Annotated in this window: 26 protein-coding genes; 9 read left to right on the forward strand and 17 right to left on the reverse strand. The window is 69.8% G+C overall.

All coding sequences use genetic code 11. The annotated features are described in order from the left end of the window. Positions 1 to 2 precede the first annotated feature (2 nt). Genes ABD156_RS06105 through ABD156_RS06115 form a run of 3 tightly spaced genes read right to left on the reverse strand, consistent with a single transcriptional unit; the run spans position 3 to position 1,160 of the window. Complete coding sequence (locus ABD156_RS06105) at positions 3 to 380, reverse strand: hypothetical protein (RefSeq protein ID WP_344267590.1); 378 nt, start codon at positions 378 to 380, stop codon at positions 3 to 5. Between the two features lie 10 nt (positions 381 to 390). Beyond that, on the reverse strand, positions 391 to 594 hold the full coding sequence (locus tag ABD156_RS06110) for a hypothetical protein (RefSeq protein WP_344267592.1): 204 nt from the start codon (positions 592 to 594) through the stop codon (positions 391 to 393). Beyond that, entirely contained in the window at positions 591 to 1,160 is a 570-nt protein-coding gene (locus tag ABD156_RS06115; RefSeq protein WP_344267594.1) for a hypothetical protein, read from the reverse strand. The genes ABD156_RS06110 and ABD156_RS06115 overlap by 4 nt, the downstream gene beginning before the upstream one ends. A 124-nt stretch (positions 1,161 to 1,284) precedes the next feature. Between ABD156_RS06115 and ABD156_RS06120 the strand changes: the two genes are divergently transcribed. From ABD156_RS06120 to ABD156_RS06130, 3 genes are read left to right on the forward strand one after another with little or no spacing between them, the layout of a single operon-like run. Next, positions 1,285 to 2,475: a sensor histidine kinase gene (locus tag ABD156_RS06120; RefSeq protein ID WP_377928221.1), complete on the forward strand. Its 1,191-nt coding sequence runs from the start codon at positions 1,285 to 1,287 to the stop codon at positions 2,473 to 2,475. Next, the gene (locus ABD156_RS06125; RefSeq protein WP_344267598.1) at positions 2,472 to 3,125 is read left to right on the forward strand and encodes a response regulator; all 654 of its coding nucleotides are present in this window, start codon (positions 2,472 to 2,474) and stop codon (positions 3,123 to 3,125) included. The genes ABD156_RS06120 and ABD156_RS06125 overlap by 4 nt, the downstream gene beginning before the upstream one ends. Positions 3,126 to 3,165: 40 nt before the next feature. Next, complete coding sequence (locus ABD156_RS06130) at positions 3,166 to 4,599, forward strand: APC family permease (protein ID WP_344267600.1); 1,434 nt, start codon at positions 3,166 to 3,168, stop codon at positions 4,597 to 4,599. A gap of 76 nt (positions 4,600 to 4,675) precedes the next feature. On the opposite strand, the gene ABD156_RS06135 is transcribed toward ABD156_RS06130, so the two are convergent. Further along, on the reverse strand, positions 4,676 to 5,824 hold the full coding sequence (locus ABD156_RS06135) for an MFS transporter (RefSeq protein WP_344267602.1): 1,149 nt from the start codon (positions 5,822 to 5,824) through the stop codon (positions 4,676 to 4,678). A 154-nt stretch (positions 5,825 to 5,978) separates the two neighbouring features. Then, a complete protein-coding gene (locus tag ABD156_RS06140) occupies positions 5,979 to 6,728 on the reverse strand; it encodes an NAD(P)-dependent oxidoreductase (RefSeq protein ID WP_344267604.1) in 750 nt (249 codons plus the stop codon). Between ABD156_RS06140 and ABD156_RS06145 the strand changes: the two genes are divergently transcribed. Next, entirely contained in the window at positions 6,692 to 7,099 is a 408-nt protein-coding gene (locus ABD156_RS06145) for a winged helix-turn-helix transcriptional regulator (RefSeq protein ID WP_344267606.1), read from the forward strand. The two genes, ABD156_RS06140 and ABD156_RS06145, sit on opposite strands and share 37 nt — an antisense overlap. On the opposite strand, the gene ABD156_RS06150 is transcribed toward ABD156_RS06145, so the two are convergent. From ABD156_RS06150 to ABD156_RS06160, 3 genes are all read right to left on the reverse strand, one after another. After that, a complete protein-coding gene (locus tag ABD156_RS06150) occupies positions 7,066 to 7,824 on the reverse strand; it encodes a DUF6885 family protein (RefSeq protein WP_344267608.1) in 759 nt (252 codons plus the stop codon). The two genes, ABD156_RS06145 and ABD156_RS06150, sit on opposite strands and share 34 nt — an antisense overlap. Beyond that, entirely contained in the window at positions 7,812 to 9,164 is a 1,353-nt protein-coding gene (locus tag ABD156_RS06155) for a type I glutamate--ammonia ligase (protein ID WP_344267610.1), read from the reverse strand. The genes ABD156_RS06150 and ABD156_RS06155 overlap by 13 nt, the downstream gene beginning before the upstream one ends. Before the next feature lie 64 nt (positions 9,165 to 9,228). Next, positions 9,229 to 10,029 (reverse strand): EamA family transporter, encoded by an 801-nt coding sequence (locus ABD156_RS06160; RefSeq protein ID WP_344268504.1) that lies wholly within the window; start codon positions 10,027 to 10,029, stop codon positions 9,229 to 9,231. 341 nt (positions 10,030 to 10,370) lie between these two features. Between ABD156_RS06160 and ABD156_RS06165 the strand changes: the two genes are divergently transcribed. Next, on the forward strand, positions 10,371 to 10,550 hold the full coding sequence (locus ABD156_RS06165; RefSeq protein WP_037358805.1) for a DUF7455 domain-containing protein: 180 nt from the start codon (positions 10,371 to 10,373) through the stop codon (positions 10,548 to 10,550). Positions 10,551 to 11,131: 581 nt separating this feature from the next. On the opposite strand, the gene ABD156_RS06170 is transcribed toward ABD156_RS06165, so the two are convergent. The 5 genes from ABD156_RS06170 to ABD156_RS06190 all read right to left on the reverse strand — a co-directional run bounded on the left by ABD156_RS06170 (position 11,132) and on the right by ABD156_RS06190 (position 17,878). Further along, positions 11,132 to 12,301, reverse strand: a complete 1,170-nt coding sequence (locus ABD156_RS06170; RefSeq protein ID WP_344267615.1) for an ROK family protein — start codon at positions 12,299 to 12,301, stop codon at positions 11,132 to 11,134. Positions 12,302 to 12,323: 22 nt separating this feature from the next. Beyond that, positions 12,324 to 13,757, reverse strand: coding sequence for a sugar ABC transporter permease (locus ABD156_RS06175; protein ID WP_344267617.1), 1,434 nt, complete (start codon positions 13,755 to 13,757; stop codon positions 12,324 to 12,326). Between the two features lie 17 nt (positions 13,758 to 13,774). After that, the gene (locus ABD156_RS06180; protein ID WP_116205952.1) at positions 13,775 to 14,548 is read right to left on the reverse strand and encodes an ATP-binding cassette domain-containing protein; all 774 of its coding nucleotides are present in this window, start codon (positions 14,546 to 14,548) and stop codon (positions 13,775 to 13,777) included. 96 nt (positions 14,549 to 14,644) lie between these two features. Beyond that, entirely contained in the window at positions 14,645 to 15,781 is a 1,137-nt protein-coding gene (locus tag ABD156_RS06185) for a sugar ABC transporter substrate-binding protein (protein ID WP_344267620.1), read from the reverse strand. A gap of 351 nt (positions 15,782 to 16,132) precedes the next feature. After that, on the reverse strand, positions 16,133 to 17,878 hold the full coding sequence (locus tag ABD156_RS06190) for a DEAD/DEAH box helicase (protein ID WP_344268507.1): 1,746 nt from the start codon (positions 17,876 to 17,878) through the stop codon (positions 16,133 to 16,135). Between the two features lie 227 nt (positions 17,879 to 18,105). Here ABD156_RS06190 and ABD156_RS06195 point away from each other — a divergent pair, with 227 nt between their 5' ends. Then, positions 18,106 to 19,344, forward strand: coding sequence for a YihY/virulence factor BrkB family protein (locus ABD156_RS06195; protein ID WP_344267622.1), 1,239 nt, complete (start codon positions 18,106 to 18,108; stop codon positions 19,342 to 19,344). Between the two features lies 1 nt (position 19,345). On the opposite strand, the gene ABD156_RS06200 is transcribed toward ABD156_RS06195, so the two are convergent. Together ABD156_RS06200 and ABD156_RS06205 are read right to left on the reverse strand one after the other, a co-directional pair. Continuing rightward, positions 19,346 to 20,194: a hypothetical protein gene (locus ABD156_RS06200; protein WP_344267624.1), complete on the reverse strand. Its 849-nt coding sequence runs from the start codon at positions 20,192 to 20,194 to the stop codon at positions 19,346 to 19,348. Between the two features lie 125 nt (positions 20,195 to 20,319). Further along, a complete protein-coding gene (locus ABD156_RS06205) occupies positions 20,320 to 20,562 on the reverse strand; it encodes a DUF3039 domain-containing protein (protein WP_020657970.1) in 243 nt (80 codons plus the stop codon). 84 nt (positions 20,563 to 20,646) lie between these two features. Between ABD156_RS06205 and ABD156_RS06210 the strand changes: the two genes are divergently transcribed. From ABD156_RS06210 to ABD156_RS06220, 3 genes are read left to right on the forward strand one after another with little or no spacing between them, the layout of a single operon-like run. Next, positions 20,647 to 21,303, forward strand: a complete 657-nt coding sequence (locus ABD156_RS06210) for an HD domain-containing protein (RefSeq protein ID WP_344267626.1) — start codon at positions 20,647 to 20,649, stop codon at positions 21,301 to 21,303. A 9-nt stretch (positions 21,304 to 21,312) separates the two neighbouring features. Next, positions 21,313 to 22,227, forward strand: a complete 915-nt coding sequence (locus ABD156_RS06215; protein WP_344267628.1) for a pseudouridine-5'-phosphate glycosidase — start codon at positions 21,313 to 21,315, stop codon at positions 22,225 to 22,227. After that, complete coding sequence (locus ABD156_RS06220; RefSeq protein ID WP_344267630.1) at positions 22,224 to 23,093, forward strand: carbohydrate kinase family protein; 870 nt, start codon at positions 22,224 to 22,226, stop codon at positions 23,091 to 23,093. Before ABD156_RS06215 ends, ABD156_RS06220 begins: the two co-directional genes overlap by 4 nt. Before the next feature lie 379 nt (positions 23,094 to 23,472). Here ABD156_RS06220 and ABD156_RS06225 read toward each other — a convergent pair whose 3' ends face one another. Further along, entirely contained in the window at positions 23,473 to 23,817 is a 345-nt protein-coding gene (locus ABD156_RS06225; protein ID WP_344268510.1) for a DUF3099 domain-containing protein, read from the reverse strand. A gap of 8 nt (positions 23,818 to 23,825) precedes the next feature. Further along, positions 23,826 to 25,118 carry an amidohydrolase gene (locus tag ABD156_RS06230; protein WP_344267632.1) on the reverse strand — a complete coding sequence of 431 codons (1,293 nt, stop codon included), beginning with the start codon at positions 25,116 to 25,118 and terminating at the stop codon, positions 23,826 to 23,828. Between the last annotated feature and the right edge of the window lie 10 nt (positions 25,119 to 25,128).

Consider the following 25,128-nt stretch of genomic DNA (forward strand, 5'->3'; position numbering starts at 1 on the left):
GCTCAGGACAGCACGAATCCTTTACGGCTCAGCGAATCCTCGATCCGCAGCCGTTCGAGGTCCCGGTCGGCACCCTCGCGCAAGCCGTCGAGCCGGTGTTCGACGCCGATCTCGCGACAGGCGGTGACGAGCAGCTCGTCGTACGCCTGCCGGGTGCCGATCCTTCGCGCGGCAGGCGTTCCAGCGGGAAGCTGCGCGAGCGTCCGGCGTACCCGGCGCAGGTCGGCGGCCACCTGCTCTACCGGCGGTTCGGACGGCACGGGAGCGGCGCGTCGCCGACGAAGCCAGCGGCAGAGCGCGGGAAGGCGGAGGGCAACCCAGAACAACGCCGAGGGCGCCACGCTGACCACGGCGAACAGCAGAACCGGACCGGCCGCCACCCTGCCGAGTTTAGCCGCGTCGGCGTTTGCGCGCCCGGTTCGAGAACAGCACCGCCACACCCGCCCCGAGCAGGACGATGCTGGCGATGACGTGCAGCTGCGGCGGCAGCACGTGCAACTGGACGAACCAGCTCGGGTGCTCCGCCCCGGCAAGCCGGTTGATCAGCCCGCCCGCGCCCTGGGCCACCAGCAGAATTCCCAGCAGCTCGATCATCGCGACGCCTCCCGCTTCGGCGCGGAGGAGCCGAAAATCCCCTGCCACAGCGGTCCGAAGACGAACCACAGGCCGGTGAGCGTCCCGAGCCGCGGCAACCAGCCCCACAACGGTTCGGCGTGGCCCGAGTTGCCGACCACCGCGATCGCCAGCAGCAACAGTCCGGCGCTGATCGCGCACGCCAGTACGCATTTGCCCCATTCGCGCCATTCCTTGCGGGTCTTCGCGCGGCCGTACAGCTTCTCCGGCCGCGGCCCGCCGGCGAACCGGTGCGCGAACCGGACGTCGGCCCACTCGACCATCGACGGCCCGAACACCACCGAGAAGCCCAGATACACCGCGGCGAGCCCGTGCGTCAGGTTCGGCACCGCGCCGTTCATCAGGTCGATCACCGTGATCACCAGCAGCACCAGGTCGACCACCGGCACCAGCGCCAGCAGCACCGTGCTGGCCTTCTGCTTGCGCAGCGCGTACCGGGTCAGCAGCCCGGCCGCGATGAAGACCCAGAACCCGACCTCGCACGCCACGATGGCGGCGGTCATCGGGCTGTTCAGAAGCTCGTCCATGGGTCCACTTTCGCGGGCACACGGCCGCGGGCGCGTCAGCGGTCGGCACGATCGGGGAGTCATCATTTCGTAGGACGACCGGGCCGCCGCGGTGTGCTGTCATGGTCGGGTGCGCTTGCGAGACCTGCGCTCGGCCCTCCCCCGGCCGCGCGAACTGCCGCAGTGGCAGCAGAACGGCCTCGTCGCGCTCGCCGTCCTCGCCGGCGGCACGATGCTGTACCTCATCGACGTCCACCGGTTGCAGGGAGACAGCGACCCGTATCCGCTCTGGATCCGTTTCGCCGAACTCGGCGCGATGTGTCTCGCCCTGTTCCTGCGCCGGACAGTGCCGTGGGGGCTGCTGATCGCCACCGGCATCGTCGGGGTCGACGTCGTGCTGGGCCTGTCGTTGCCGATCGCCGTCGCGTACACGGATTTCCTCTACACCGCGGTGCTGCACGGCTCCCGCCGCACGGCCCGGGTGCTGGTCGGAGTGACCGCCGCCGCCACGCTCGCGGTGCTGTTCGTCTTCGTCGCCATAGCGGGCTGGCGAGCGGCTGCGTTCGGCGTGTTCGGCATGCTGTCGTTCCTGCTGGTCCCGGTGTGGTGGGGCGCGAATGTGCGCCAGCAGAGCGACATCGCGGCGACCGAACGCGCCAACGCCGAGCAACTCGCGACGATCTCCGCGCTGGACCGAAAGGCGGCGGTGGCCGCCGAACGCGCGAGGATGGCCCGCGACCTGCACGACGTCGTCGCCGGGCATCTGTCGGCCATCGCCATTCAGTCGGAGGCGGCGCTGTCCATGGCCGACGATCCGAAGACCGCGCAGACCGTGCTCGTCGCGGTGCGGGAGAACAGCGTGCGCGCGCTGGAAGAAATGCGCGCGATGATCGGGCTGTTGCGCTCGGAGGCCGCAGTGTCCTCGGAGGACGAGGTGACCGCTCCGGCGCGGCTGGCCGAACTGGCGAGGCTGGTGGAATCGGCGCGGGCAGCGGGCATGCCGGTTACTGTGGATTCCACTGTGGACGAAGAACTCGCGTTGCCGACGGCGGTCGACCTCACCGCCTACCGGATCGCGCAAGAGGCGCTGACCAACGCGGTCAAACACGCGCCGGGCAGGCAGACGACGGTGCGGCTGCGGGTGGCCGACGGCACGCTGACTGTCGAGATCGGCAATGAACTGCCCGGCGCGCCGACCCAGGCCGACAGCGGCGGGCACGGCTTGCTCAGCATGCGCGAGCGCGCGCACGCCGTCGGCGGCACCCTGCGGGCAGGTCCGTCCGGGCCGCGCTGGCTCGTGCACGCCGAACTTCCCCTTGCCGGAGAGGCACCATGACCATCCGAGTCCTCGTCGCCGACGACCATGGCGCCATCCGCGCCGGGCTCGCGCTCATCCTCGGCAACGCCGAGGGCATCGAGGTGGTCGGCGAAGCGGCCGACGGCGAGGTCGCGCTGCGCCAGGCCCGCGCGCTGCGACCGGACGTCGTCCTGATGGACGTCCGGATGCCCGGCACCGACGGGATCACCGCCACCCGCCAGCTGATCGCCGAGGGGCTTGCCGAAGTCCTGGTCCTCACCACCTTCGACCTCGACGAGTACGTGCACGCCGCGCTGCGCGCCGGAGCCGCCGGGTTCCTGCTGAAGTCGGTGGAGGCGCCCCGGCTGATCGAGGCGGTCCGGCTCGTCGCGGCCGGCGAGGGCGTGCTCGCCCCGCAGGTCACCAAACGGCTGATCGCCGCCTTCGCCAGCACCCCGGCCGGGCCGTCGCCCGCGCCGACGGGGCTGACGGACCTCACCGAACGCGAGCGCGAGGTGCTGGGATGCCTTGGTGCCGGGCTCTCGAACGCCGAAATCGGCACCAGGCTGTACATCGGCGAGGCGACGGTGAAGACGCACGTTTCCCGGGTGCTGGCCAAGCTCGGCCTGCGTTCGCGCGTCCAGGCGGCGATCCTGGCCCAGGACCACGGCCTCACACCACCCGGATAGCCGATCTGCGCGTCCGGCCGTCACCTTCTAACGTTCCCCCATGGGTGTGCGGAGAACTCTCGACGTCGACGAAGTCCTCAAGAGGCAGGAATCCGGCGAGCTGAAGCGGCGGCTCAGGGGACGCGACCTGATCGGCTTCGGCGTCGGCATCATCATCGGCACCGGGATCTTCACCCTCGCCGGGGTCGAGGCCAAGACGCACGCCGGGCCGTCGGTGACGCTGTCGTTCGTGATCGGCGCGGTGGTCGCCGGCCTCGCCGCGCTCTGCTACGCCGAGCTGGCGTCCAGCGTGCCGACCGCGGGCAGCGCCTACACCTACGCCTTCGCCACCCTCGGCGAGATCTTCGCCTGGATCATCGGCTGGGACCTGCTGCTGGAGTTCGCGCTCGGCGCGGCCGTGGTGTCGCGCAGCTGGTCCGGCTATCTCGCGAACCTGCTCGGGCTGTCGCCGGACTGGTTCGGCGAGGACGCGAAGGTCAACGTCGGCGCGGTGCTGATCATCGCGGTGCTGACGGTCGTGGCCGTGGTCGGCATCAAGGAGTCCTCGTGGCTCACGAACGTGCTGGTGCTCGTCAAGGTCGCGGTGTGCGTGCTGATCCTCGCCGTGGGCGTGTTCTTCGTGAAGGGCTCGAACCTCACCCCGTTCGTGCCGCCCGCGCAGCCGCCGTCGAGCAGCGCGAACGCGTTGCACCAGCCAGTGGTCCAGGCCGCGCTCGGGCTCGAGCAGTCGGTGTACGGCATCGCCGGCATGGTCACCGCCGCGGCCGTCGTGTTCTTCGCCTACACCGGTTTCGAAGCGCTCGCCAACCTCGGCGAGGAGACCATCAACCCGCGCAAGGACCTCCGCGTCGGCATCCTCGGTGCGCTGGCCGTGTGCGCGGTGCTCTACATCGGGGTGTCGATCGTGCTCACCGGCATGGTCCACTACACCGACATCGACTCCGGCGCGCCGCTCGCGGACGCGTTCGACCGGGTCGGCCAGCACTGGGTCGGCGCGCTGATCTCGCTCGGCGCGGTCACCGGGCTGACGTCGGTGATGATGGTCGAACTGGTCACGATCGGCCGGATCGGCTTCGCGATGGGCCGCGACGGCCTGCTGCCGAAGGCCATCGGCACGGCGCACCCGCGCTGGGGCACGCCGCACCGGATGACCATCGGCGGGGCCGCGCTGATCGCCGTGCTGGCGGCTTTCGTGCCGATCTCGGCGCTGGCCGACATGGTCAGCATCGGCGCGCTGTCGGCGATGATCATCGTCGCGGTCGCGGTGCCGGTGCTGCGCAAACGCCGCCCGGACCTGAAGCGCCCGTTCACCGTGCCGTTCTCGCCGGTGCTGCCGATCATCGCCGCGGTGGCGTGCTTCTACCTGATGCTGAACCTCGACGTGATGACCTGGATCCGGTTCGCCGCTTGGCTCGTGATCGGCCTGCTGATCTACTTCTTCTACGGCCGCAAGCACTCCCGCTTCGCGAAGTAGCTTCAGGCCGCCCTTCAGCACCGCGCCCGCGCCCGCTCGTCCTCGTCGAGCGGGCGCCCGCTGGTCCCCGGCGGCTTCAGGAAGCTGGTGCCCCAGGCGAGCACGGCGGCGACGCAGGCCAAGGCGAAGCCGGTGATGATCGTGGCGGAAAGGGAGAAGCTGCCGGCAACCGCGCCCCCGACCGCCGAACCGAGCGCGATGCCGAGATTGGCCGAGGACGCGGGCAACGCCTGCGCGAGCTGGGCGCCGGCCCGGCGAGATCCACCACGCGGTACTGCACCACCGGCGCCGTCCCCATGCCGAACACGCCCAGCGCGAGCAGCACCACCGCGACCAGTGCCGCGACCGTGCCCACGACGTACAGCAGGAGCAGGGAGATCGCGAGCCCGCCGGTGCCGAGGATCAGCGCACGCGGAGCGTTGGCATCGGCGAGCCGGCCGCCGCCGAACGAGCCCACCGCGGTCGCCACGCCGTAGGCGAGCAGGAACACGCTGATCAGCGTGCTCGGGATACCGGTGACCTGCTCCAGGTATGGCGCGACATAGGTCAGCGCGGCGAAGAGCGCCGCGAACGCGAGAGCGATCACCACCAGCACGGCGAGCACCCGCGGAGCGAACGCGTGCCTGGCTTGGTCGCCGAGACCGCCGCCGCTCGAAGGCACCTGGGGAACCAGGACCAGTATGGCGGCGAAGGTCAGCGCGGACAGCACCGCGATCCCGACGAACGCTCCCCGCCAGCCCAGCGCTTGACCGGCCAGCGTGCCTAGCGGAACGCCCAGCGCGGCCGACACGGTGGTTCCGGAGATGACCGCCGAGATCGCCCGGCCCGCCCGTTCCGGCGGAACGATCGAGGTGCCGACTTCGAACGCGGCGGCGATGAACAGCCCGCCCGCCGCGCCTCCGAGCGCCCGTGCCGCGATCAGCAGGCTGTAGTCGGCGCTCAGCACCAGAACCAGGTTCGCCGCGGCGAATCCGGCCGTCGAGCCGGCCAGGATCGTCCGCTTGCCGAGCCTGACCGTCAGCGCGGTCAGGAGCGGCCCGCCCAGCGCGACGCCGAGCGCTTGCGCGGTCACCAGCATCCCGGCTGATTGGAGGGAGACGCCGAGGTCGGCGGCGACCAGGTTCAGCACGCCCGGAACCAGCAGCTCGGTGACGCCCATGACGAAAGTGCCGAGGAACAGGACGGTCAGGATCAGTTTCGCCCGGTTCGGGCTCGAGGCGGTCACCGGGCGACCGACCCGTCCGGCGTGCGGCCGACAGGGAGTTCGGCGGTGAAGTCCGAGTGCGTCGTCATGTGCGGTCCGGCATCTTTTCGCAACTAATTGGTTGCGATAGTATGGCAACCACTTAGTTGCGTCAATCCGGACCGCCCCGCGCCCGCTACCGCGTCCCGGCGACGCCGAGATGCACGCGGAGGTGCCGCGGATTCTCGATCTCGTCGAGCAAGGCCACGGCGAAATCGGCGTACGAGATCTTGACCGAGAGGTCGCCGTGCTCGCCGATTTCGTAGCGGCCGGTGCGCTCGCCGTCGTGGTCGAAGTCGCCGACCGGGCTGACGTACACCCAGTCCAGCCCGGAGCCTTCGGCGCGCAGCACCTCGAGCCCCGCCGCGTGCGCCAGGCAGAATGGCCGGAACCCGGCCGGAATCGAGTCCAGCACCGGGGTTCCGTCGGCGGCGGGCAGCAGCGTGGACAGCCCGACCGCGACCAGCCGCTTTACCCCGGCCTGCGGCAACCCGGCGGCGAGAGCGCGTGCGGCACCGGTGAAGAACGCGTCCGGGTCGGTTCCTTCCCCGTAGACCGCGGCCGCGTTGACGGCCGCGTCATGTCCAGCGGCGAGGGCCGCGACGTCTGCTGGGTTGGTGACATCGCCAGCGACGACGTCGGCCAAATCGCGGTAGCGCGCGGGATCTCGGACCACAGCGGTGACTTCGTGTCCGCGCCGCCGCGCCTCGGCGACGGCCTGCCGTCCGGCCCGGCCGCCCGCGCCGAAGATGACGATCTTGCTCATCGTGGGAATACCTCCTGGAGTGTCGATGCTCTGGAAGGTAGCCAGGAGGCCGGTTCCCTCCGGGATACTGCGAGGAGAGCGCGATGACCGTTCGGCAGCCGTTGGAGCCATTGGAGCCATTGCCTCCTGACCTGTTCGAGGAGCTGTGCCCGTCCGCGATGGCGCCGTTCCGCTTCGGAGACAAGTGGTCCGCGCTGGTGATCCGCTGCCTGGAGGAGGGGCCGCGGCGGTTCTCCGAACTGCGGGTGCCGTTGCGTCGCGTCACGCCGAAGGTGCTGACCCAGACCCTGCGCGGCCTCGAACGTTCCGGGCTGGTGTCCCGCACGGCGCATGCCGATCCGGCGTCGGGAGTGGAGTACGCGCTGACGCCGCTGGGCCGCAGCCTGCTGGAGCCGATGCGGGTGGTGTACGGCTGGGTCGCGGAGCACTGGGAGGAACTGCTGGACGCGCAGGAGCGCTACAACGCGCCGCCGCTGCGCAACCCGGCGTAGGAAACCGCCTGCGCCAACGCCTCCGCGTGCCCGGCGTCCGCCACCAGCAGCACCGATTCCAGCCCCGCCGCGACCCATTCCACCGGCTGGTCGTGCACGCCTTCGTCGCCCAGTTCGCGGTAAGTGTCCACAACGGACAGCAGCGTTCCCTCCGCGCCGAGCCGCACTCCGGCGATCAGCACGTGGTGGGGCGCGGGCGGCCGCCACCGGTTCGTCCACAGTGGAGGGATGCCGGTGTCGAGATAGTCCAGCAGCGCGCGTTCCGGCGTGTCCGGCGCGCCCAGTTCCGCCGGGTCGACCCGTGCCAGCACCGCCACGCGCGGCAACTCCCACAGGCCCAGCAGCAAATCCGAGACCGTCGAAGCGCTCCACTCCCCCGCTGCCGGAACCACCGCCAGCCTGTCCTCGGACAATGTCCGGATAGCTGCGGCCAATCCGGCCGCTGAAGTGCCCGCGGCCGTCTCGTCGAGAGGAATCGGAAGCCGGAACTCGTTGCGGGACAACGCACCTGCCGGGAGGCTGGCCGGCGCGCGCACCGTCCCCGCAGCGATCGCGACCTCGTCCTGGTCGGGCACCGCGATGTCCGCCGCGCGCAACGCCACCAGTGCGGTGAAGGCCGCCGCCAAGCCGTCCTTCTGCGGCAGTTCCGCCCGGGCTTCGGCGACCAGGCGCGCACCGCCGGGAAGCCAGTGGACGTCGGAAAGGCCCGTGTTCAGTACCGCCACAGATGCGCCGCCACGATCTCCTCGGGCGCCCGCTCGGCGGCCCACGCCGCGTCCGAGGCGCGCACCGCGCGGAACGCGCCGAGCAGCTCGTCCCCCAGCGCCCCGGACACGCGCGGATTCGCCAGCAGCGCGGTGTCCTGTTCGGACGGACTCGCCGGCAGCGGCAGCACGCCCGCGGTGTTCCGTTCCCCTTCGCTCCAGCCGCCCGGATCCTCCGCGATCGGCTCCGGCAGCACCGCCGAATCCTCGATCCCGGCCATTCCGGCGGCGAGCACGACCGCCAGCGCGAGATACGGGTTGGCCGACGCGTCCGACGTCTTCAGCTCGACGTTCGCGTGCTCCGTCCCGAGCAGCGCCGTGCCCGGGACGTACCGCAGCGGCGCTTCGCGGTTCTCCACTCCCCAAAACGCATAAGCGCCAGCGAAAAACCCCGGCCGCAACCGCATCGTCGACGGCACGCTCGGCGCCGTGATCGCGGTCAGCGCGGGCAAATCCCGCAGCAGCCCGCCAAGGTAGGCCGCGCCTTCGCCTTCCGGTACGCCGTCGCCGGCCAGAAGGTTTCGGCCCTTGCGACGGACGGAAGTGTGCAGATGCCAGCCGTTCCCGGCCGCGCCGAGGCCGATCATCGGCGCGAAACTCGCCACGAGGCCGTGTGCGTGCGCGGCCGCGTGGATCGTCTGGCGGGCCAGCAGCTGATCGTCCGCCGCGGACACCGGATCCGTGACCGCGAGCGACAGTTCCAGCTGTGCCACGCCGTATTCCGCGTGCAACTGGCCGATCTGCAGGCCGTTGGCGGCGAAATCATGCAGCAGCGCCGCGATGAACTCGTCCAGGCCGATCAGCGCGTGCGGGCTGTACGCGGGACCGCGATGCCCCGGCGCGGACACGACGTCCTCGCTGCCCGCCGGCGCGACGGAGAACTCCAGCTCGTACCCGGCGCGGAACTCGAGACCGCGCTGCGCCGCCTCGGCGACGTGGCGCTCCAGCACGGAACGCTGGCAGTACGGCCACGGCGATCCGTCCGCGGCGAGCTGCCGCACCGGCGCCCAGGCGAGCGCGGGCTGTCCGGCGAGCCGGCGGAGCCGTTCCACGACCGGCACGAGCCGGATGTCGCCGGACGGCGTGCCGAGGCCGGAATGGGCGTAGGTGATGGCGTCGTGGCTGTCGAAGACCGCGAACAGCGAGGTCGCGCCGACGCCGCGGACGGCCGCGTCGGCCAGTCCGCCGACCGGGACCACGCGCGAACGCGGGATGCCGTTGTTGTCCGCCCAGGCCAGGTGGACGCCACCGACCCCCGCCGCGGCCAGGTCCTTCGCCGCCGCCGACGCTGCCTTGGTCATGGCAACCTCCTCGGGCTCGGGATCAGTATCGCGGGCCGGGGCCGCCCGGGCCATCCGCGAGTCTTCACCCGGGCGGCTCAGTGACCGGTCCGTTGTCGTCCCGGCTGCGCAACGCCACGCCCGCGACGACGGCGAGCGTCCCGGCCGCTTCGACCGCACTGGGCACCTGCGCGAGCACCACGAACCCGACGACTCCCGCCGTCACCGGCAGCAACGCGAGCAGCACCGCGAACCGAGCCTGCCCGAGCCGGCGCAGGACCACTTGGTCGAGCGCGTACGGCACAACGGTCGACAGCACCCCGACGCCGATCCCGAGCAGCAGCATGCGTGGCGAACCCCACATTTCCCCGGTGCCGAACGCGAGCGGCGACAGCGCGACAGTCGCCACCACGAACCCGACCGCCAGCGAATCCAGCCCGTCCCCGCCGATCGCGACCCGCTTGCCGAGCACGATGTACCCCGCCCAGGCAGCCGCCGCGGCCAGCGCGAACACGACGCCGAGCGGACTGCCCGCGATCCGCACGTCCGCGATCGCGACCACGCCGAGGGCCACCAGGACCAGCGCGATCAGGTCCCGCCGCGTCCGCGACCCGACCGCGGCCACGACGACCGGCCCGACGAACTCCAGCGCGACCACCGTTCCCAGCGGCAGCCGTGCGATGGCCTCGTAAAAGACCACGTTCATCCCGGCGGTGACGACCCCGAAAGCCCCCGCGAGCAGCAGCCGCTTGCCCCGCCAGGCGGCCTTCGGCGGCCGCCGCCACACCAGCAGCACGACGGCCGCCCCGAGACAGCGCAGCCACGCGACCCCGGACGGCGTGGCGTGCCCGAAGAGGTCGACCGCGATGGCCGCACCGGCATACATCGAAATTCCGCTGAGAACGAACAAGACCGGTGCCGGAATCGCGTTCACGCGTTTCCTGGAGAGTGCGATGCCCACTCCCGCATGGTGCCTGACCACGGAAAACGCGCTGCTTCGGGTGGTCTGGTCCTACGGAGTGGAACATCGTTGCGGCAACCGGGCTAATTCGGCGTGACGCACCTCCCACCGGCGCGGGAACACTTGCGGGCCGCCAAACGTCTGCAAGAGTGGAAGCACGAACACCGCGGAGCCGGAAGCGATCCCCGCCGAAGGCATCGAGACCGAAGTGGGCGTAGCTGGATCGAGGCACCGGGCGACCGGTGCCGGGACGGAGGGAGACCCCCATGACAACACCGACGCTCACCCGCCCCGAATTGACCGCAGCCGACCGATGCGACCGGTGCGGAGCAGCAGCTCAGGTACGCGCTGTCCTCAGCTCCGGAGGCGAGCTGCTCTTCTGCGGGCACCACGCCCGCGAGCACGAGGCCAAGCTCAAGGAACTGGCCGCGGAGATCCAGAAGTAGATCGCTCACCGACAGATTCGACCCCGGAGGCGGCAGGCGCGACGTGCGCTTGCCGCCTTCGGCGTTTCCGGACGAGGTGATCGGGCGGGACGGGGCGGCGGGTTTCGCGCCCTCGGGTTTGTACGGCCTCGGTGCCTGCCGTTTGGGAGTGAGCCGCCCCCTCACAGGGATGCTTTCCCGCCCCTCAACCGAGCGAACAGCCTCCTGCTAGGTCCGTGAAGGAGTCCTTGAAGGAATCAGATTCCTTCAAGGAGCCCTTCACGGACCTCAGGCACCACAGGGCCCCACGAAGCTCGTCGCCTCCCGCTGACGTACGTGAGGGGAACCCTGAGGGACTCTGAGTCCCTCAGGGTTCCCCTCACGTACCTCCAAAAGCACCCGCACCCAGTGCACACACCCGAGCGGGGCACCCAGCCCCCTCCCGCACCCCGATACGAAGCCGAAATGCGGGCGGCGGGTGCTTGTCAAGGCATCTTTCCCGCCTTGACAAGCACCCGCCGCCCGTCATCACAATCAGGCTTCGGGGTGCCCACCCGCACCCGTCTACGCGGCGTTACCCCACGCCCGCAACGACCAAGGCCTCAAACCGTGTCCAGAACCACCTCGAACGCCACCTCAGCCGCCCCCAGCAGCTTCACATCCGCCCCCAAAGCCGAACTCACGATCCGAGTCCCCCCGACAGCCCGCGAAACCAAACTCCTCCGCCGAACGTCCTCAGCGATAGTCCGGATCACCGACTCCGGCAGCACAGTCAGCAAGTCCCCCAGCACCACCAACTCCGGCCCCAGCAGATTGACCACGTTGACCAGCCCCAGCGTGAGCCACTCCGCATACTCCTCGAGCCGGGCGGCAGCCGAGTCAGCATCCGATCCAAGCTCACGGAGCTCAACGAGAATCGCGCCACGAGGCGTGTCCTCAGGCAACCCCAACGCCCGGCACAGCGCCGCCTCGCCGATCTCGGTTTCCCAGCATCCCCGGCTCCCGCAATAACAAGCACGCCCGCCAGGCCGGATCGCCATATGCCCGATCTCGCCGACATACCCCGCGCCCCCACGCAGCGAAGACCCCTGCGAAATCACCCCGCCGCCAACGCCGACATCCGCGGACACGTAAACCGAATCCGAAGACCCCCGGGCCGCCCCGCGCAGATGCTCGGCGACCGCTCCCAGCTCGGCGTCGTTGGCCACCAGCACCGGAATCCGCAGCACCGCGGACAACCGGTCCCCGAGCGCCACATCGGTCCACCGCAGGTTCGGCGCCTCGTGCACCAGTCCGTCGGCCCGCCGGACGACCCCGGGCACCGACACCCCGACCGCCACCGGTTCCACGCCGAGATCCCCGGCCAGCACCCGGGTCGACTCGATCACGTGCGTGATGACTTCGTCCGCGGTGCGCGTCCGGGCGTGCAGATTCCAGCTGTTGCGCCCGAGGATCTGCCCGCCGAGCCCGACCAGCGCGATCGCCACGTGCTCGACCTGCAGGTCGACCGCGAGCACCACCGCGGCGTGCGGCTGCGGCAGGACCAGGAGCGAGGGGCGGCCCGCCCCTCGTCCCGGCCTCGGCACTTTCTCCTCGACCACTCCCGCCTCGGCGAGGCCGTCGACGAGGGTCTTGATGGTGCTCCGGTTGAGCCCCAGTTCGGTGGCCAGCGCAGCCCGCGTACTGGGCCCGCCGACGTGCAGCAGACGCAGCAGGGTCGTGCGGTTGTGCCGGCGCACCTCGTCCGGGCGGGCGACGGGCGGGCTGCTCACCGCGTCATCCTCCCATCAGCCCTCAGCGGGCCGATGCCTCAGCCCGCCGTCGCGAGAGCGCGTCGACGGTCGCGGCCAGCAAAAGCACCAGACCGGTGATGATGTTGACCACCGCCGCCTTCTGCTGGAGCAGGCCGAGCCCGTTGTTCACGATCGCCAGCACCGCGCCGCCGATGACCGCGTCCATGATCCGGCCCTTGCCGCCGAACAGCGAGGTGCCGCCGATGACCGCGGCTCCGACGGCGAACAGCAGCGTGTTCAAGCCGCCGGACTGGCCGCTGACCGACCCGACCTTCGACGAGTACACGATCGCGCCGATCGCCGCGAACGACGAGCTGATCACGAACACGCTGGTGCGCAGCTTCGGCACGTTGATGCCGGCCCGGCGCGCGGCTTCCTTGTTGCCGCCCACCGCGTACAGGTGCCGGCCGTACTTGGTGCGGTTGAGCACGTAGGTGCCCGCCACCAGGAGGACCAGGACGATCGGCACCACGTACGGCACGCCCGCGATCACGACGAGGTCGTTCGACGCCCGGTTGATCGTGAGCAGGTAGGTCGCGACCGCCGCGACGACCGCGATGGCGCCGACCTTCGCCAGCACGATCGGCGTCGGCTGGACCACCAGCCCGCGCTTCAGCCGCGAGAAGTGCTGTCCGAGCGCGAGCACCGCGTATCCGCCCGCCGCGACCACGAACAGCACCCAGCTGCCGACGACCGAGAGGTTGCCGTTGGCGACCGCGTTGAGCGTGTCGCTCGTGCTGATCGGCAGCGTGCCGCCCTCGCCGACGAACTGCAGGATCACGCCCTGCCACACGATGAACAGCGCCAGCGTGACGACGAAGGACGGCATCCCGATCTTCGACACCAGGAAACCGGTGATGCAGCCGATCGCGGTGCCGGTGCAGACCGCGATGAGCATTTCGACCCACGCGTTGACCGGGGCGCCGACCAGGATCACCACGATGCCGACCAGCGAAACCGCCGCCCCGGCCCAGATCTTCTGCAGCAGCGCGAGCACCACCGCGAGCACGAGCACCGCGAGGAACGTGATGAAGACGCCGGTTCCCATGGAGCCCAGCAAGTTTCCATTGTGGACATAGTGCAGCGCCATCAGCGACGCGCAGACGCCGGAAGCGGTGCCCGCGGACAGGTCGATCTCGCCCAGCAGCAGCACGAACACGATGCCCATCGCGATGATGGTCTGGCCCGCGCCCTGCTCCAGCAGGTTGGCGATGTTCCGCAGGGTGAAGAAGTCGCCGGACAGCGCGCTGAACAGGACGGCGAGCACGATCACGCCGAGCACGGCGGGAATCGAGCCGAGCTGCCCGTCCTTCATCCGCGCGAAGTAGTCCTTGATCGCCTCGCCGGTGGACATCGAGGTGGTGTCGATGCCGAAGTCGGCGATCGCCCCGGCGGGTGCGTCCGGCGTCTGCGGCTTCTCGGAAGTTTCGGTCATGGCAGGTTCTTTCTCGCTCACAGCGCGACAGCTTCGGGACGGGCCAGGCCGAGGTCGCCCGATCGGCCCGCGGTGATGAGTTCGACGACCTGGCTGTGCGTCACGTCCTTCGTCTGGACGTCCGCGACGAGCCTGCCGAGGTAGAGCACCGCGATCCGGTCCGCGACCTCGAACACGTCGGCCATGTTGTGGCTGATCAGCACCACGCCGAGGCCCTGTTCGGCCAGTCTGCGGACCAGGTCGAGCACCTGCTTGGTCTGCGCGACGCCGAGTGCGGCGGTCGGCTCGTCGAGGATGACCACTTTGCTGTTCCACAGCACGGATTTCGCGATCGCGACGGTCTGGCGCTGGCCTCCGGACAGCGAGGAAACCGGGGTGCGGACCGATTTCACCGTGCGCACGCCCAGCGACGCCAGCGTCTCGCGCGCGGCCTTCTCCATGCTGGCCTCGTCGAGCAGCCAGCTGCTGCCGCGCTCGCGGCCGAGGAACATGTTCTGCACGATGTCGAGGTTGTCGGCCAGCGCGAGGTCCTGGTACACGACCTCGATGCCGAGTTCGGCCGCGTCCTTGGGGCCGCGGATGTGCGCGTCCGCGCCGTTGAACCGGACGGATCCGGTGTCGTACGGGTGAATGCCCGCGATGCATTTGACCAAAGTGGACTTGCCGGCCCCGTTGTCGCCGACGAGCGCGGTCACTTCGCCCGCCCGCACGGCGAAGTCCACGTCGTGCAGGACGTGGACCGGGCCGAAGCTCTTGTTCAGGCCGGTGATGTCGAGAATGGGCTCGCTCATGGGATTCGCTTGTCTCTCGCGTGGATGCCGGGCCGGAACGCGTGTCGGGGGAACGCGTCCCGGCCCGGCTGCTCTTGGCGGGGAGGTGCTACGGCGTCAGGAGATGCCGTTTTCGGTGCACTTGGCGGCGAGGTCGCCGGTGCAGATGTCGGACGCCTTGACGTAGCCCTGCTGGACCACGGTCTTGATGTCCTTGATCGTGATCAGCTGCGGCTGCAGCAGCACCGACTTCAGGTCGCGGTTGTTCTTCGGGTCGTGCAGCTTGCCGGTGGCGATCGCGTCCGCGGCGGCTGTGTCGCCCTTGGCCAGCGCGGCCGCGAGCTTCGCGGTGTTCTCCGCCTCTTCCTTGATCGGCTTGAAGATCGTCAGCGTCTGGTCGCCGCGCAGGATCGCCTGCAGGCCGGCCGGGGTCGCGTCCTGGCCGGTGACCGGGACCTTCCCGTTGAGCCCGTTCTTCTTCAGCACGGTGATCACCGCGCCGGCCAGCTCGTCGTTCGCCGCCACGACGCCGTCGACCTTGCCGTTGACGCGGGTGAAGATCTGCTCGAAGGTGGTGCCGCCGACCTGGGCGTCCCAGTTGTCGATGGCCTGCTTCTGCACGCGGTTCAGCGCCTTCGAGTCGTACAGCGGCTGGAGGACCTTGTCGTGCCCGTTGGCGAACAGCGTCGCGTTGTTGTCCGTCGGCGCGCCCTCGATCTGGACGACGTTGGCTCCCGGCTTGCTCTTCAGCGCGTCCGCCAGACCCTGCGCCTGGATCTCGCCGACCTTCTCGTTGTCGAACGAGACGTAGTAGCCGGCCGAACCGCCGAGGCTCGGGCGGTCGTAGTCGATGACCGGGATGCCCGCGTTCTTGGCCTTGGCCTCGATCGCCGCGCCGACCGCGGGGTCGGACGGAGCGATGATCAGCACCTTGACGCCCGAGCTGATGAAGCCGTCGGCGAGGGTGGAGAACTTCTGGTTGTCGCCCTGGGCGTTCTGGATGTCGGCGCTGAAGCCCTGCGCGGAGAGCGCGGCCTGCAGCATCGGCTTGTCGAAGGCTTCCCACCGGGCCGAAGTGGCGGTCTCCGGCAGGATCACGCCGACCTTGCCGCTGGCGCCGCCGCCCGCCGGGGCGGAGGCGGAGCTCTTGCTGTCCCCCGAGTTGCCGGAGCCCGCGCTGTTGGCGCCGCACGCCGAAAGCGCCAGGCCGGCGCTCACCGTCGCGGCGAGGAGGGTAAGGGTTCTGGTGCGCATCCTCGTTCCTTCTCCGATCATGCTCGCGGGGTGATCGGAGAAGGTCCCCGGTGCACCGTCGCAGATATGTTGTGGCCGACAACATATGCCGCCGAGTGGCTCTGGGGAAGATGCCGGGATCGAGTAACCGACACCAAATGGACACAGTTCGGCAACACGGCCCTCATCTGGCGGCTCGGCTGACGGAGTGACCCCGGCCACGTACCGAGCGTAACGAGAACTTGTCCGGTCTTGTCCGGTCGAGAGGGCAGGAGTGCCCGATCGGGCGCCCTGGCCGAACCGGACACGCGGTTCTACCAGGTCAAGGAGCGTGCTCCCAGGGACGGAAACACGCGCGGGAATCCCGCTGGGCTACCAGGAGCGCAGCGTGACGATCCGCTCTTCGAGCTGCTCCACCGTCGCCATCGCGGTGGGCGGGCCGCCGCACTGGCGGCGCAGTTCGTTGTGGATCGCGCCGTGCGGCTTCTTCGTGCGGTGGTGGTACACGCCGACCAGCGCGTTCAGCTCCTTGCGCAGCGCGCCGAGCCGTTCGCTCACCGACTGCGACCGGACCGGCGGCGCGGCCGGTTCCTCGGTCTTCGGCTTGCGCCGCTTCTCGTCGGTGATCTGCTCTTCCTGCCGCTTGCGCAGCAGCGCGCGGACCTGGTCCGGCTCCAGCAGCCCGGGAAGGCCGAGGTACTCCTGCTCCTCGTCGGAGCCGGAGAAGACCGCGGTGCCGAACGAGTTGCCGTCGTAGATGACCTGGTCGAGCTCGGCCGAGGCGTGCAGCGAGGTGAACGCCTTCTCCTCCTCGCCCGGTTCGTCCTCGGTGCGGTTGGCCTGGGCGAGCAGTTCGTCGTCCCAGCCTTCCTTCTCCCGGTGCGGCTTGCCGAGCACGTGGTCGCGCTGCGCTTCCAGCTCGCTCGCCAGCTCCAGCAGCACCGGGACGCTCGGCAGGAAGATGCTCGCCGTCTCGCCCTTTTTCCGGGCCCGCACGTAGCGGCCGATGGCCTGTGCGAAGAACAGCGGGGTGGACGCGCTGGTCGCGTACACGCCGACGGCCAGCCGCGGGACGTCGACGCCCTCGGACACCATCCGGACCGCGACGATCCAGCGTTCCTTGGTCTCGGAGAACTCCTTGATCCGTCCGGACGCCTTCGGGTCGTCGGACAGCACCAGCGTCGGCGTTTCGCCGCAGATCCGTTCCAGGATCTTGGCGTAGGCGCGCGCGGTCTCCTGGTCGGTGGCGATCACCAGGCCGCCCGCGTCCGGAATTCCCTGCCGCACCTGGCTGAGCCGTGTGTCGGCGGCCTGCAGCACCGCCGGGATCCACTCGCCCGCCGGGTCGAGCGCCGTGCGCCAGGCGCGTGCGTTCTGCTCCGCGGTGAGCGGCTCGCCCAGCCGCGCGGTGAACTCCTCGCCCGCGCTCGTGCGCCACGACGCCTCACCCGAGTAGGCGAGGAAGACGACCGGCCGGACCACGCCGTCGGCGAGCGCGTCGGAGTAGCCGTAGGAATGGTCGGCCTTGCTGCGCTGGAACCCGCCGCCGTCCGGTTCGTAGGTGACGAACGGGATCGGCGAGTCGTCGCTGCGGAACGGCGTCCCGGTGAGCGCGAGGCGGCGCACCGCGGGCGTGAACGCCTCGCTGGTCGCGTCGCCCCAGGACTTCGCGTCGCCCGCGTGGTGGATCTCGTCGAGGATCACCAGGGTCTTGCGGTTCTCCGTGCGCACCCGGTGCAGCGTGGGGTGCGCGGCGACCTGCGCGTAGGTGACCGCGACGCCGCGGTAGTCCGACGACGTGACGCCGGTGGTGTTGCGGAAGTTCGAGTCGATCGGGATGCCCGCCGCCGCGGCCGCGGACGCCCACTGGTGCTTCAGGTGTTCGGTGGGGGTGACGATCGTGACGGCCTCGACGGTGCGGTCCGACAGCAGTTCGGCGGCGATCCGGAGGCCGAAGACGGTCTTGCCCGCGCCCGGCGTCGCGACCGCGAGGAAGTCCTGCGGCCGGCTCGACAGGTACTTCGTGAGCGCTCGGCGCTGCCAGGCGCGCAGCGGGCGCGCGGTGGAGTCCTTCTCTGCGGGCGGCGCCCCGAGGACCGGCTGGGTCGTCTCGGACAAAACTCGGTTCACCCCCTCCTCGGGCCGCTCGGCGCGGCCGTGACGTGCGAAAACCCCCACTGTGGCACCGGCTTCGCCGCCGGGCGCCGCGATGAGGGCACGTCGGCCAGCTTACCTTCCGCGCCCGCGGGCGCCGGGCACCGCCACGGGTGGTGTCCTCCGACACGCCCCCTCTCGGCGGGGGTGACGAGCCAAAACCGCGCGCATGGACCATGCTGGGACACACCATGGGCGAGGTGACACCGGACGCCGGCGAGGCAGAGCCGGACGGCGAGGCAGTGCCGAAGAAGAGCGTGCCGGAGAAGACCGTGCGCAGGGGACCGTGGCGGCTGTTCACCCGCACCCTCGCGAAAGCGTGGGAGGGCAACATCTTCTCCGAGGCCGCCGAGGCGGCCTTCTGGCAGACGCTGTCGCTTCCGCCGCTGCTGCTCGGGCTGCTCGGCAGCGTCGGGTTCATCGGCGAGTGGTTCGGCCAGAACGTGGTCACCGCGGTGCACGACCGGATCATCACCTTCAGCCACACCATCTTCAGCGCGAACGCGGTGCAGGAGATCATCGAACCGACGGTGAACAGCATTCTCACCGTGGGCAAGGGCGAGATCGTGTCCGTGGGCTTCGTCATCTCGCTGTGGGCGGGTTCGTCGGCGATGTCGTCGTTCGTCGACGCGATCACCGTCGCGCACGACCAGTACGGCGTGCGCAACGAGGTGTGGCAGCGGATTTTCGCGCTGCTGCTGTACCTGTGCGCGCTGATCGGGCTCGTGATCGGGCTGCCGCTGCTGGCGATCGGGCCGGACCTGCTGCCGGAGTTCTTCCCGGTCGACTGGCGGCCGACGGTCTCGTCCTGGGTCGGCACGCTCTACTACCCGGTGCTGGGCGTGATGATCGCGCTGGCGCTGACGACGCTGTACAAGCTCGCGCTGCCGCGCCGGCTGCCCTGGCACCGAGGGCTGCCGGGCGCGATGCTCGCCGGCGTGGTGTTCCTGGTGTCGAGCATCGGGCTGCGGATCTACCTGAACTGGATCACCAAAACCGGCTACACCTACGGCGCGCTGGCCGCGCCGATCGCCTTCCTGCTGCTGATGTTCTTCATCGGACTCGCGGTGGTCGGCGGCGCGTATTTCAACAGCGCGATCCAGGAGCTGTGGCCCGCGAAGGCGACCCGGCGGCAGCGGCGCAAGTGGCGGCGGCTGGAGATGGAACGCGCGACCGAGCGGATGCGGGCCGAGGAAGGCCGCAAGCTGTGGGACCGCACGACGATGCCGTTGCGCCGGCCGAAACGGCATCCCGAACACGACACTGACGACTCCGCCGCTGGCCACGAGGAATCGAACGGCACCGAGGTCAACCACGCCGGGTCGGAGACCGTGCAGCTCCCGAGGCCTGAGCGCCCGTCCGAGGAGCGAGCCGGTTCCGAGCCGTCTCCCGGCCCGGAACCGCGTCAGCGCCGCCCGCAGCAGGGCTGAGTCAGCCCTGGCGGAACCGCCACGTCTTGCTGTCGAAGGCGATGCAGACGCTCGGCGACATCACGACCACGCGCAGGGTGCCGTCGCGTTCGTCGTAGTCGATGCCCTCGACCTCGAAATTGCCGCTGCAACCGCTTTGCAGCGGAAGCTGGCCGAGCGAGGTGACGTGCCCGGTGACGTCGGAGCCGGAGACCGGACCGGAGAGATCGACCTGCAGCAAGGGTTTGGTGGTGCCGAAGAGGCTGCCGTCCGGGTCGTCGGAGGAGCACATCATCCGGGTCGCGGACACGAAATCGCAGCCCTGGACGTCGCGCACCGGGTGGTCGAGCCGGATCGCCGAGGCGTACGGGAGGTTCTGGCCGGGATCGGTGGCCGCGACGCCGGGCATCGGGTAGACGAGCAGGCGGTCCATCGTGCCCCACTCGCCGGACACCAGCCAGCGCGCGTCGGGCGACACCGCGGCGAACGAGTTGTTGTTGGCCTCCCACGATTCCAGCGCGTGCTGGTAGTCGGCGCGGGAGCCGTCCGGGGCCTCGACGCGGAAGAGCTTCGCGCCCCGGTCGTCACGCTGATAGGGCTCGACGTACCAGCCCTTCGCGGATCCCGGGTCGCCGATGTGGTTCCAGCCCTTGGCGGCGAGACCGGGGTCGATCGTGCCGATGCCGGTGTAGCGGATGCTGGTGCCGGACGGGCGCTCGACAGTGGCGAGGCCCTGGCTTTCGTCGAGCGGACGGGCGCGGTCTGAGCCGACGGTGGTCCATCCGGTCACCGCGTTCGCGGCGCCCGCCGCGACGGCGCTGAAGGCGGACAGCAGGACGACGAGGGAAAGCACGATCCCGGTTGCGCGCATGCGGGGACACTCCTGCGGGGAGGCGACTGGCCGGACTGCAGGTCTACCAGTTCCTCCCCGGGTGCACAGCCACCGAGTGAAGGATTTTCACCTTTGTTCCCGCGCACCGGGACGCGCGGGAAGGATCAGTCGTCGCCGCCGGGACGGAGGCCCTCGTAGATCTTCTTGCACTTGGGGCAGACCGGGGACCCCGGCTTGGGCGACTTCGTGACCGGGAAGACCTCGCCGCAGAGCGCCACGACGTGCGTGCCCATGACCGCGCTCTCGGCGATCTTGTTCTTGCGCACGTAGTGGAACATCTTCGGCGAGTCGTCGTCGGTCGACTCGGTGCTGTCGGTCTCCGGCTTGGTCAGCGTTTCGGTGCTCACCCCACCATCATGCCTCAGCGCCGCGCCCGCGGTAATGCCCGGCTAGGCTCGCCTGACCTGCCAAGGGACCCCTCAGGAGCCCGGATGCCGCACGAGCCCGCACCCCGGTGGCACAGCGCGCTGACCCGTCTCGGCGGCGACCACCACGTCGGCCGCGACGCCTGGGCCGACCTCGAAACGCGCTACACCGAACCGCACCGCCGCTACCACGACCTAGCCCACGCCACCGCCGTCGCGCACGACGCGGAGCAGTTGGCCGCCGACCTGCCCTTCCACGAACGCGCCGTCGTCGTCCTCGCCGCGTGGGCACACGACGTGGTCTACGACGCGGTACCAGGCCAAGACGAACAGCGCAGCGCCGAATGGCTACGCCACTGGCTTACTCGCGCGGGGGTTGCCGACGCGCACATCGACCAGGCCGAAGCACTCGTACTCGCCACCGCCGCCCACGAAGCACCCGAAGGCGACTTCGCCGCAGCAGCCCTCCTCGACGCCGACCTAGCCATCCTCGGCACACCGCCTGCCGTGTACGCGGCGTACGTGGACAACGTGCGCCAGGAGTACGCGCGCTACCCCGACGACGCCTGGGCAACCGGCCGCGCCGCCGTCCTGGAAAGCCTCCTCGCGCGCCCGGCGTTGTACCTCACCGAAGCCGCCCGCTCACGCTGGGAATCCGCCGCGCGGCGAAATCTGCAGGCAGAGCTGACCCGATGCCGCGGCGCACGCGGCGATCACAGATGATGTCCGTTCGTGACCACCCAGACCACTCCCCTGTTCGTCCACGAGGAAGTCGCCTCGGCGTTGCGCGACGGTCACCCCGTCGTCGCCCTTGAGAGCACGATCCTCTCGCACGGCCTCCCGTACGGACGGAACCTCGACGTCGGCCGCCGAATCGAGCAAACCGTGCGAGACGGCGGCGCCGTACCGGCCACCATCGCGGTACTGGACGGCCGGCCGGTCATCGGCCTCTCCCCCGCCGAGTTGGAGCGCGTCTGCGCCCCGGACGCCGACCTGGACAAGCTGTCCCTGCGCGACCTCGGCCCCGCAGTCGGCCTAGGCCGCTCCGGCGCGACGACGGTCGCCGGCACCTCCGCCCTCGCCGCGGCAGCCGGAATCGGCGTCTTCGCCACCGGCGGACTCGGCGGCGTGCACCTGGGCGCGGCACAGAGCTGGGACGTCTCGGCCGACCTCGGCGTCCTCGCCAAGGTGCCGACCGTGGTCGTGTGCTCCGGCGTGAAGTCGGTCCTGGACATCCCCGCCACCCTTGAGGTCCTGGAAACGAACTCGGTGCCGGTCCTGGGCTACCGCACCGACGACTTCCCCGCCTTCTACCTCCGCTCCTCCGGCCACCCCGTCGGCTGGCGCGTAGAGGACGCGAAACAAGCCGCCGCCGTAATCTCCGCCCACCGCCGCTACGCGAATTCCGGCGTACTGCTGACAAACCCGATCCCCGCGGAGTCCGAAATGGACCGTGCCCTGCACGACCGCCTCTTGCGAGAGGGTTTGGCAAAACTGGCCGACGCCGACGTGCACGGCGCAGACGTGACTCCCGTGCTGCTGGAACACTTCCATACCGCCAGCGAAGGCGTCAGCATCGACGCGAACGAAGCGCTGGTGCTCTCCAACGCCAAACTCGCGACCGAAGTAGCGGTGGCCCTGTCGTGACCGGAATCGTAGTAGTAGGCGACGCAGGCCTGGACGTAGTCGCCCGACACGACCAACCCCTCCCCCACGGCGGCGACGCAAGAGCAGCAATCCGCTTCACCGGCGGCGGTGCGGGAGCGAACACCGCCCTGTGGCTGCGTTCCCTGGGCGCGGAAACCACCCTGGTAGCCCGAATCGGCAACGACTCCGGCGGCCGCCTGATCAAGGCGGAACTGGAAGCCGCAGGCGTCCGCTGCGCCTTCGCGACGGACCCGGAAGCCCCGACCTGCTGCGTAGTCGTGCTGGTAGACGGAGAAGGCCAACGCAGCATGCTCGCCGACCGAGGCGCGAACAAACGCTTCGCCCCCGAAGACGTCACGCCCGAGTCGCTGACCGGCTCCACTCACCTGCACCTGTCCGGCTACGTCCTGCTGGACCCGTCGTCGCGCCCCGCAGGCCTAGCCGCACTGGCCGCTGCGAAGGAAGCGGGCCTGACCACCTCCGTGGATCCCCAAGCAGCCGCCCACATCCACGACCCCGCAGCCTTCCTGAACGACGTACGCGGCACCGACCTCCTCATGCCGAACACCGAGGAACTAGTCGCCCTGACCGGCTCCGCAGACCCGTCCTCCGCCACCGAACTGCTTGCCACAGTCGGCGCGGTCGTAGTCACCGCAGGCTTGGACGGCGCAAGCTGGATCGACGCGACCGGCGTCGCCTCAGTCCCCGCAGTAGAAACAACCTGCGTGGATTCGACCGGCGCAGGCGATGCCTTCGACGCAGGCGTCCTCACCACCTGGCTGGCCGGAAAGTCCACAGTGGACGTCCTACGCGCAGGCACCCAACTAGGCGCACTGGCAGTAAGCCGAATCGGCCCCCAACCCTAAGCCACGATCCGTGAGGGGAACCCTGAGGGACTCAGAGTCCCTCAGGGTTCCCCTCACGAACAAGCATTCCCTCAAGGGGCCCCTCACGGAACCAGATTCCCTCAAGGAGCCCTTCACGGCCCACCCAACAGGCACCCGCGAACACGCCCCAGCCAAACACCCAGGCCCCGCGCCCACCCACTCAACCGCACCAGCGCACCCAACAATCGAGGCACCCAGCCCCTCCCCCGCACCCCGATACGAAGCCTCCCTGCGGTTCGGGGGTGCTTGTCAAGGCATCTTTCCCGCCTTGACAAGCACCCCCGAACCGTCAGCACAATCAAGCTTCGGGGTGCCCCACGCAACCAACGGAGGGCCAATGTCGCCGCCAGGCGACGAGCTACCCGTCGATCACCCGATGCTTCCGCCCCTCAATCTGCTTCGCATCCCGCGCATACCTATTAACCTTCTCCGACTTCCGCGGCGGCCGATCATTGGCAATCAACACAGCAATCCAAGGCAACGGAATAGAAATCACCAAAAACAAAATAGCCAGCCACCACGTGTGATAAGTCAGCCCAGCCAAAACAAGACAAGGAATCCGGCAAACCATCATGATGACGTACTTCCGCTTCCGCGCCGCCAGCTGATCGTCCAGCGACGGCTCGGCCTCGGTGATCAACACAGGCTCGGGGCGGGGATCCGGTCCGTGGGGTGCGTTCACAGCACCACCTCCGCGTTCCATCGTCTCACTCACCGCCCTTCCGCGACACCCGGGCGAGCAAACCGGGACAGCGCGGCGACGACCAGCGTCTCGACCCCGGTCCGCAACGTCGGATGCAGCACCGGCGCGAACTTCGACGAGTGATTCGAAGGCACGTCGGTCTCGAACCGCCCCTCCGTCATCGCGGTGATCACCTGCTGCGCGTCAAACCCGCCGACCAGCCAAAACACCGACGGCACCCCGGCCGCCCGGCCGAACTCGCTGAAGTCCTCACTGCCGGTGACCAACGGCGCGGGCATCGTCGTCTCGGCCCCGAAGTGACCCCGGAACACCTCAGTCAGCTCATCCGACGCGGCGGCGTCGTTCGCCGTGACCGGATAGGACGCGACAACCTCCACGGTCGGCGGCTGAGGCGCTCCCGCGGCCGCGGCCTCACCGTTCACAATCCGCTCGATCGCCTTGCGCAGCCGCACCAGCACAGCGTCGTCGAAGGCGCGAGTGTTGACCTCCAACACCGCATGATCAGCGATCACGTTCGCCGCGGTCCCGACATGCATCGAGCCGACGGTCACCACCGCGGGCTCAGTCGCGGCGATCTCCCGCGACACGATCGTCTGCAGCTTGAGCACCACAGACGCCGCCAGCACCGCCGGGTCGACCGTGGTTTCCGGCCGCGACCCATGCCCGCCGCGACCGTGCAGGGTGATCCGCAAGGTGTCGGTCGCCGCCATGATCACGCCCGGACGAGTCAGCACCCACCCGGCCGGACCAGGCACGATGTGCTGCCCGAAGACCACGTCAGGACGCCCGACCCGGTCGAAGAGACCGTCGCGAACCATTCCCGCGGCCCCGTCCCCGGCCTCTTCCCCAGGCTGGAACACCGCGAGCAGCGTGCCGGACCACTCGTCCCGCGAAGCCGCGAGAAGATGCGCGGCACCGGAGAGCCACGTCGCGTGCATGTCGTGTCCGCAGGCATGCATCAGCGGCACGTCGCGGCCCTCGGAGTCGACGCCGCGCGCAGTGCTCGCGTACGACAGCCCCGTCTGCTCCTCGACCGGCAACGCGTCGATGTCCGCGCGAAGCAGCACAGTCGGTCCTTCGCCGTTACGCAGGACTCCTACGACGCCAGTGCGACCGATGCCGGTGTGCACCTCGAAGCCGTCTTCAGTCAGCCGTCGCGCCAGCTCTGCCGCCGTACGGGTTTCGGTGAACGCCAGCTCGGGATGAAGGTGCAGATCGACGTACAGCGCTTCAAGCTCCGGCAGTGCCGCTTCAAGCGGAGCCAGGACACGCTCGGTGGTCTCGGTGGTCACGATGCTCATCGTGGCAGGC

Source organism: Amycolatopsis albidoflavus, from assembly GCF_039525725.1.
Classification (GTDB): Bacteria; Actinomycetota; Actinomycetes; order Mycobacteriales; family Pseudonocardiaceae; genus Amycolatopsis; species Amycolatopsis albidoflava.

What these genes read in the sequence shown, in the direction of transcription:
- ABD156_RS06110 (WP_344267592.1), bottom strand. Translation starts at nt 594, where the DNA reads ATGATCGAGCTGCTGGGAATTCTGCTGGTGGCCCAGGGCGCGGGCGGG.
- ABD156_RS06115 (WP_344267594.1), bottom strand. Translation starts at nt 1,160, where the DNA reads ATGGACGAGCTTCTGAACAGCCCGATGACCGCCGCCATCGTGGCGTGC.
- ABD156_RS06125 (WP_344267598.1), top strand. Translation starts at nt 2,472, where the DNA reads ATGACCATCCGAGTCCTCGTCGCCGACGACCATGGCGCCATCCGCGCC.
- ABD156_RS06130 (WP_344267600.1), top strand. Translation starts at nt 3,166, where the DNA reads ATGGGTGTGCGGAGAACTCTCGACGTCGACGAAGTCCTCAAGAGGCAG.
- ABD156_RS06145 (WP_344267606.1), top strand. Translation starts at nt 6,692, where the DNA reads ATGACCGTTCGGCAGCCGTTGGAGCCATTGGAGCCATTGCCTCCTGAC.
- ABD156_RS06140 (WP_344267604.1), bottom strand. Translation starts at nt 6,728, where the DNA reads ATGGCTCCAATGGCTCCAACGGCTGCCGAACGGTCATCGCGCTCTCCT.
- ABD156_RS06155 (WP_344267610.1), bottom strand. Translation starts at nt 9,164, where the DNA reads ATGACCAAGGCAGCGTCGGCGGCGGCGAAGGACCTGGCCGCGGCGGGG.
- ABD156_RS06160 (WP_344268504.1), bottom strand. Translation starts at nt 10,029, where the DNA reads ATGTATGCCGGTGCGGCCATCGCGGTCGACCTCTTCGGGCACGCCACG.
- ABD156_RS06165 (WP_037358805.1), top strand. Translation starts at nt 10,371, where the DNA reads ATGACAACACCGACGCTCACCCGCCCCGAATTGACCGCAGCCGACCGA.
- ABD156_RS06175 (WP_344267617.1), bottom strand. Translation starts at nt 13,757, where the DNA reads ATGACCGAAACTTCCGAGAAGCCGCAGACGCCGGACGCACCCGCCGGG.
- ABD156_RS06180 (WP_116205952.1), bottom strand. Translation starts at nt 14,548, where the DNA reads ATGAGCGAGCCCATTCTCGACATCACCGGCCTGAACAAGAGCTTCGGC.
- ABD156_RS06185 (WP_344267620.1), bottom strand. Translation starts at nt 15,781, where the DNA reads ATGCGCACCAGAACCCTTACCCTCCTCGCCGCGACGGTGAGCGCCGGC.
- ABD156_RS06195 (WP_344267622.1), top strand. Translation starts at nt 18,106, where the DNA reads ATGGGCGAGGTGACACCGGACGCCGGCGAGGCAGAGCCGGACGGCGAG.
- ABD156_RS06200 (WP_344267624.1), bottom strand. Translation starts at nt 20,194, where the DNA reads ATGCGCGCAACCGGGATCGTGCTTTCCCTCGTCGTCCTGCTGTCCGCC.
- ABD156_RS06210 (WP_344267626.1), top strand. Translation starts at nt 20,647, where the DNA reads ATGCCGCACGAGCCCGCACCCCGGTGGCACAGCGCGCTGACCCGTCTC.
- ABD156_RS06225 (WP_344268510.1), bottom strand. Translation starts at nt 23,817, where the DNA reads ATGGAACGCGGAGGTGGTGCTGTGAACGCACCCCACGGACCGGATCCC.
- ABD156_RS06230 (WP_344267632.1), bottom strand. Translation starts at nt 25,118, where the DNA reads ATGAGCATCGTGACCACCGAGACCACCGAGCGTGTCCTGGCTCCGCTT.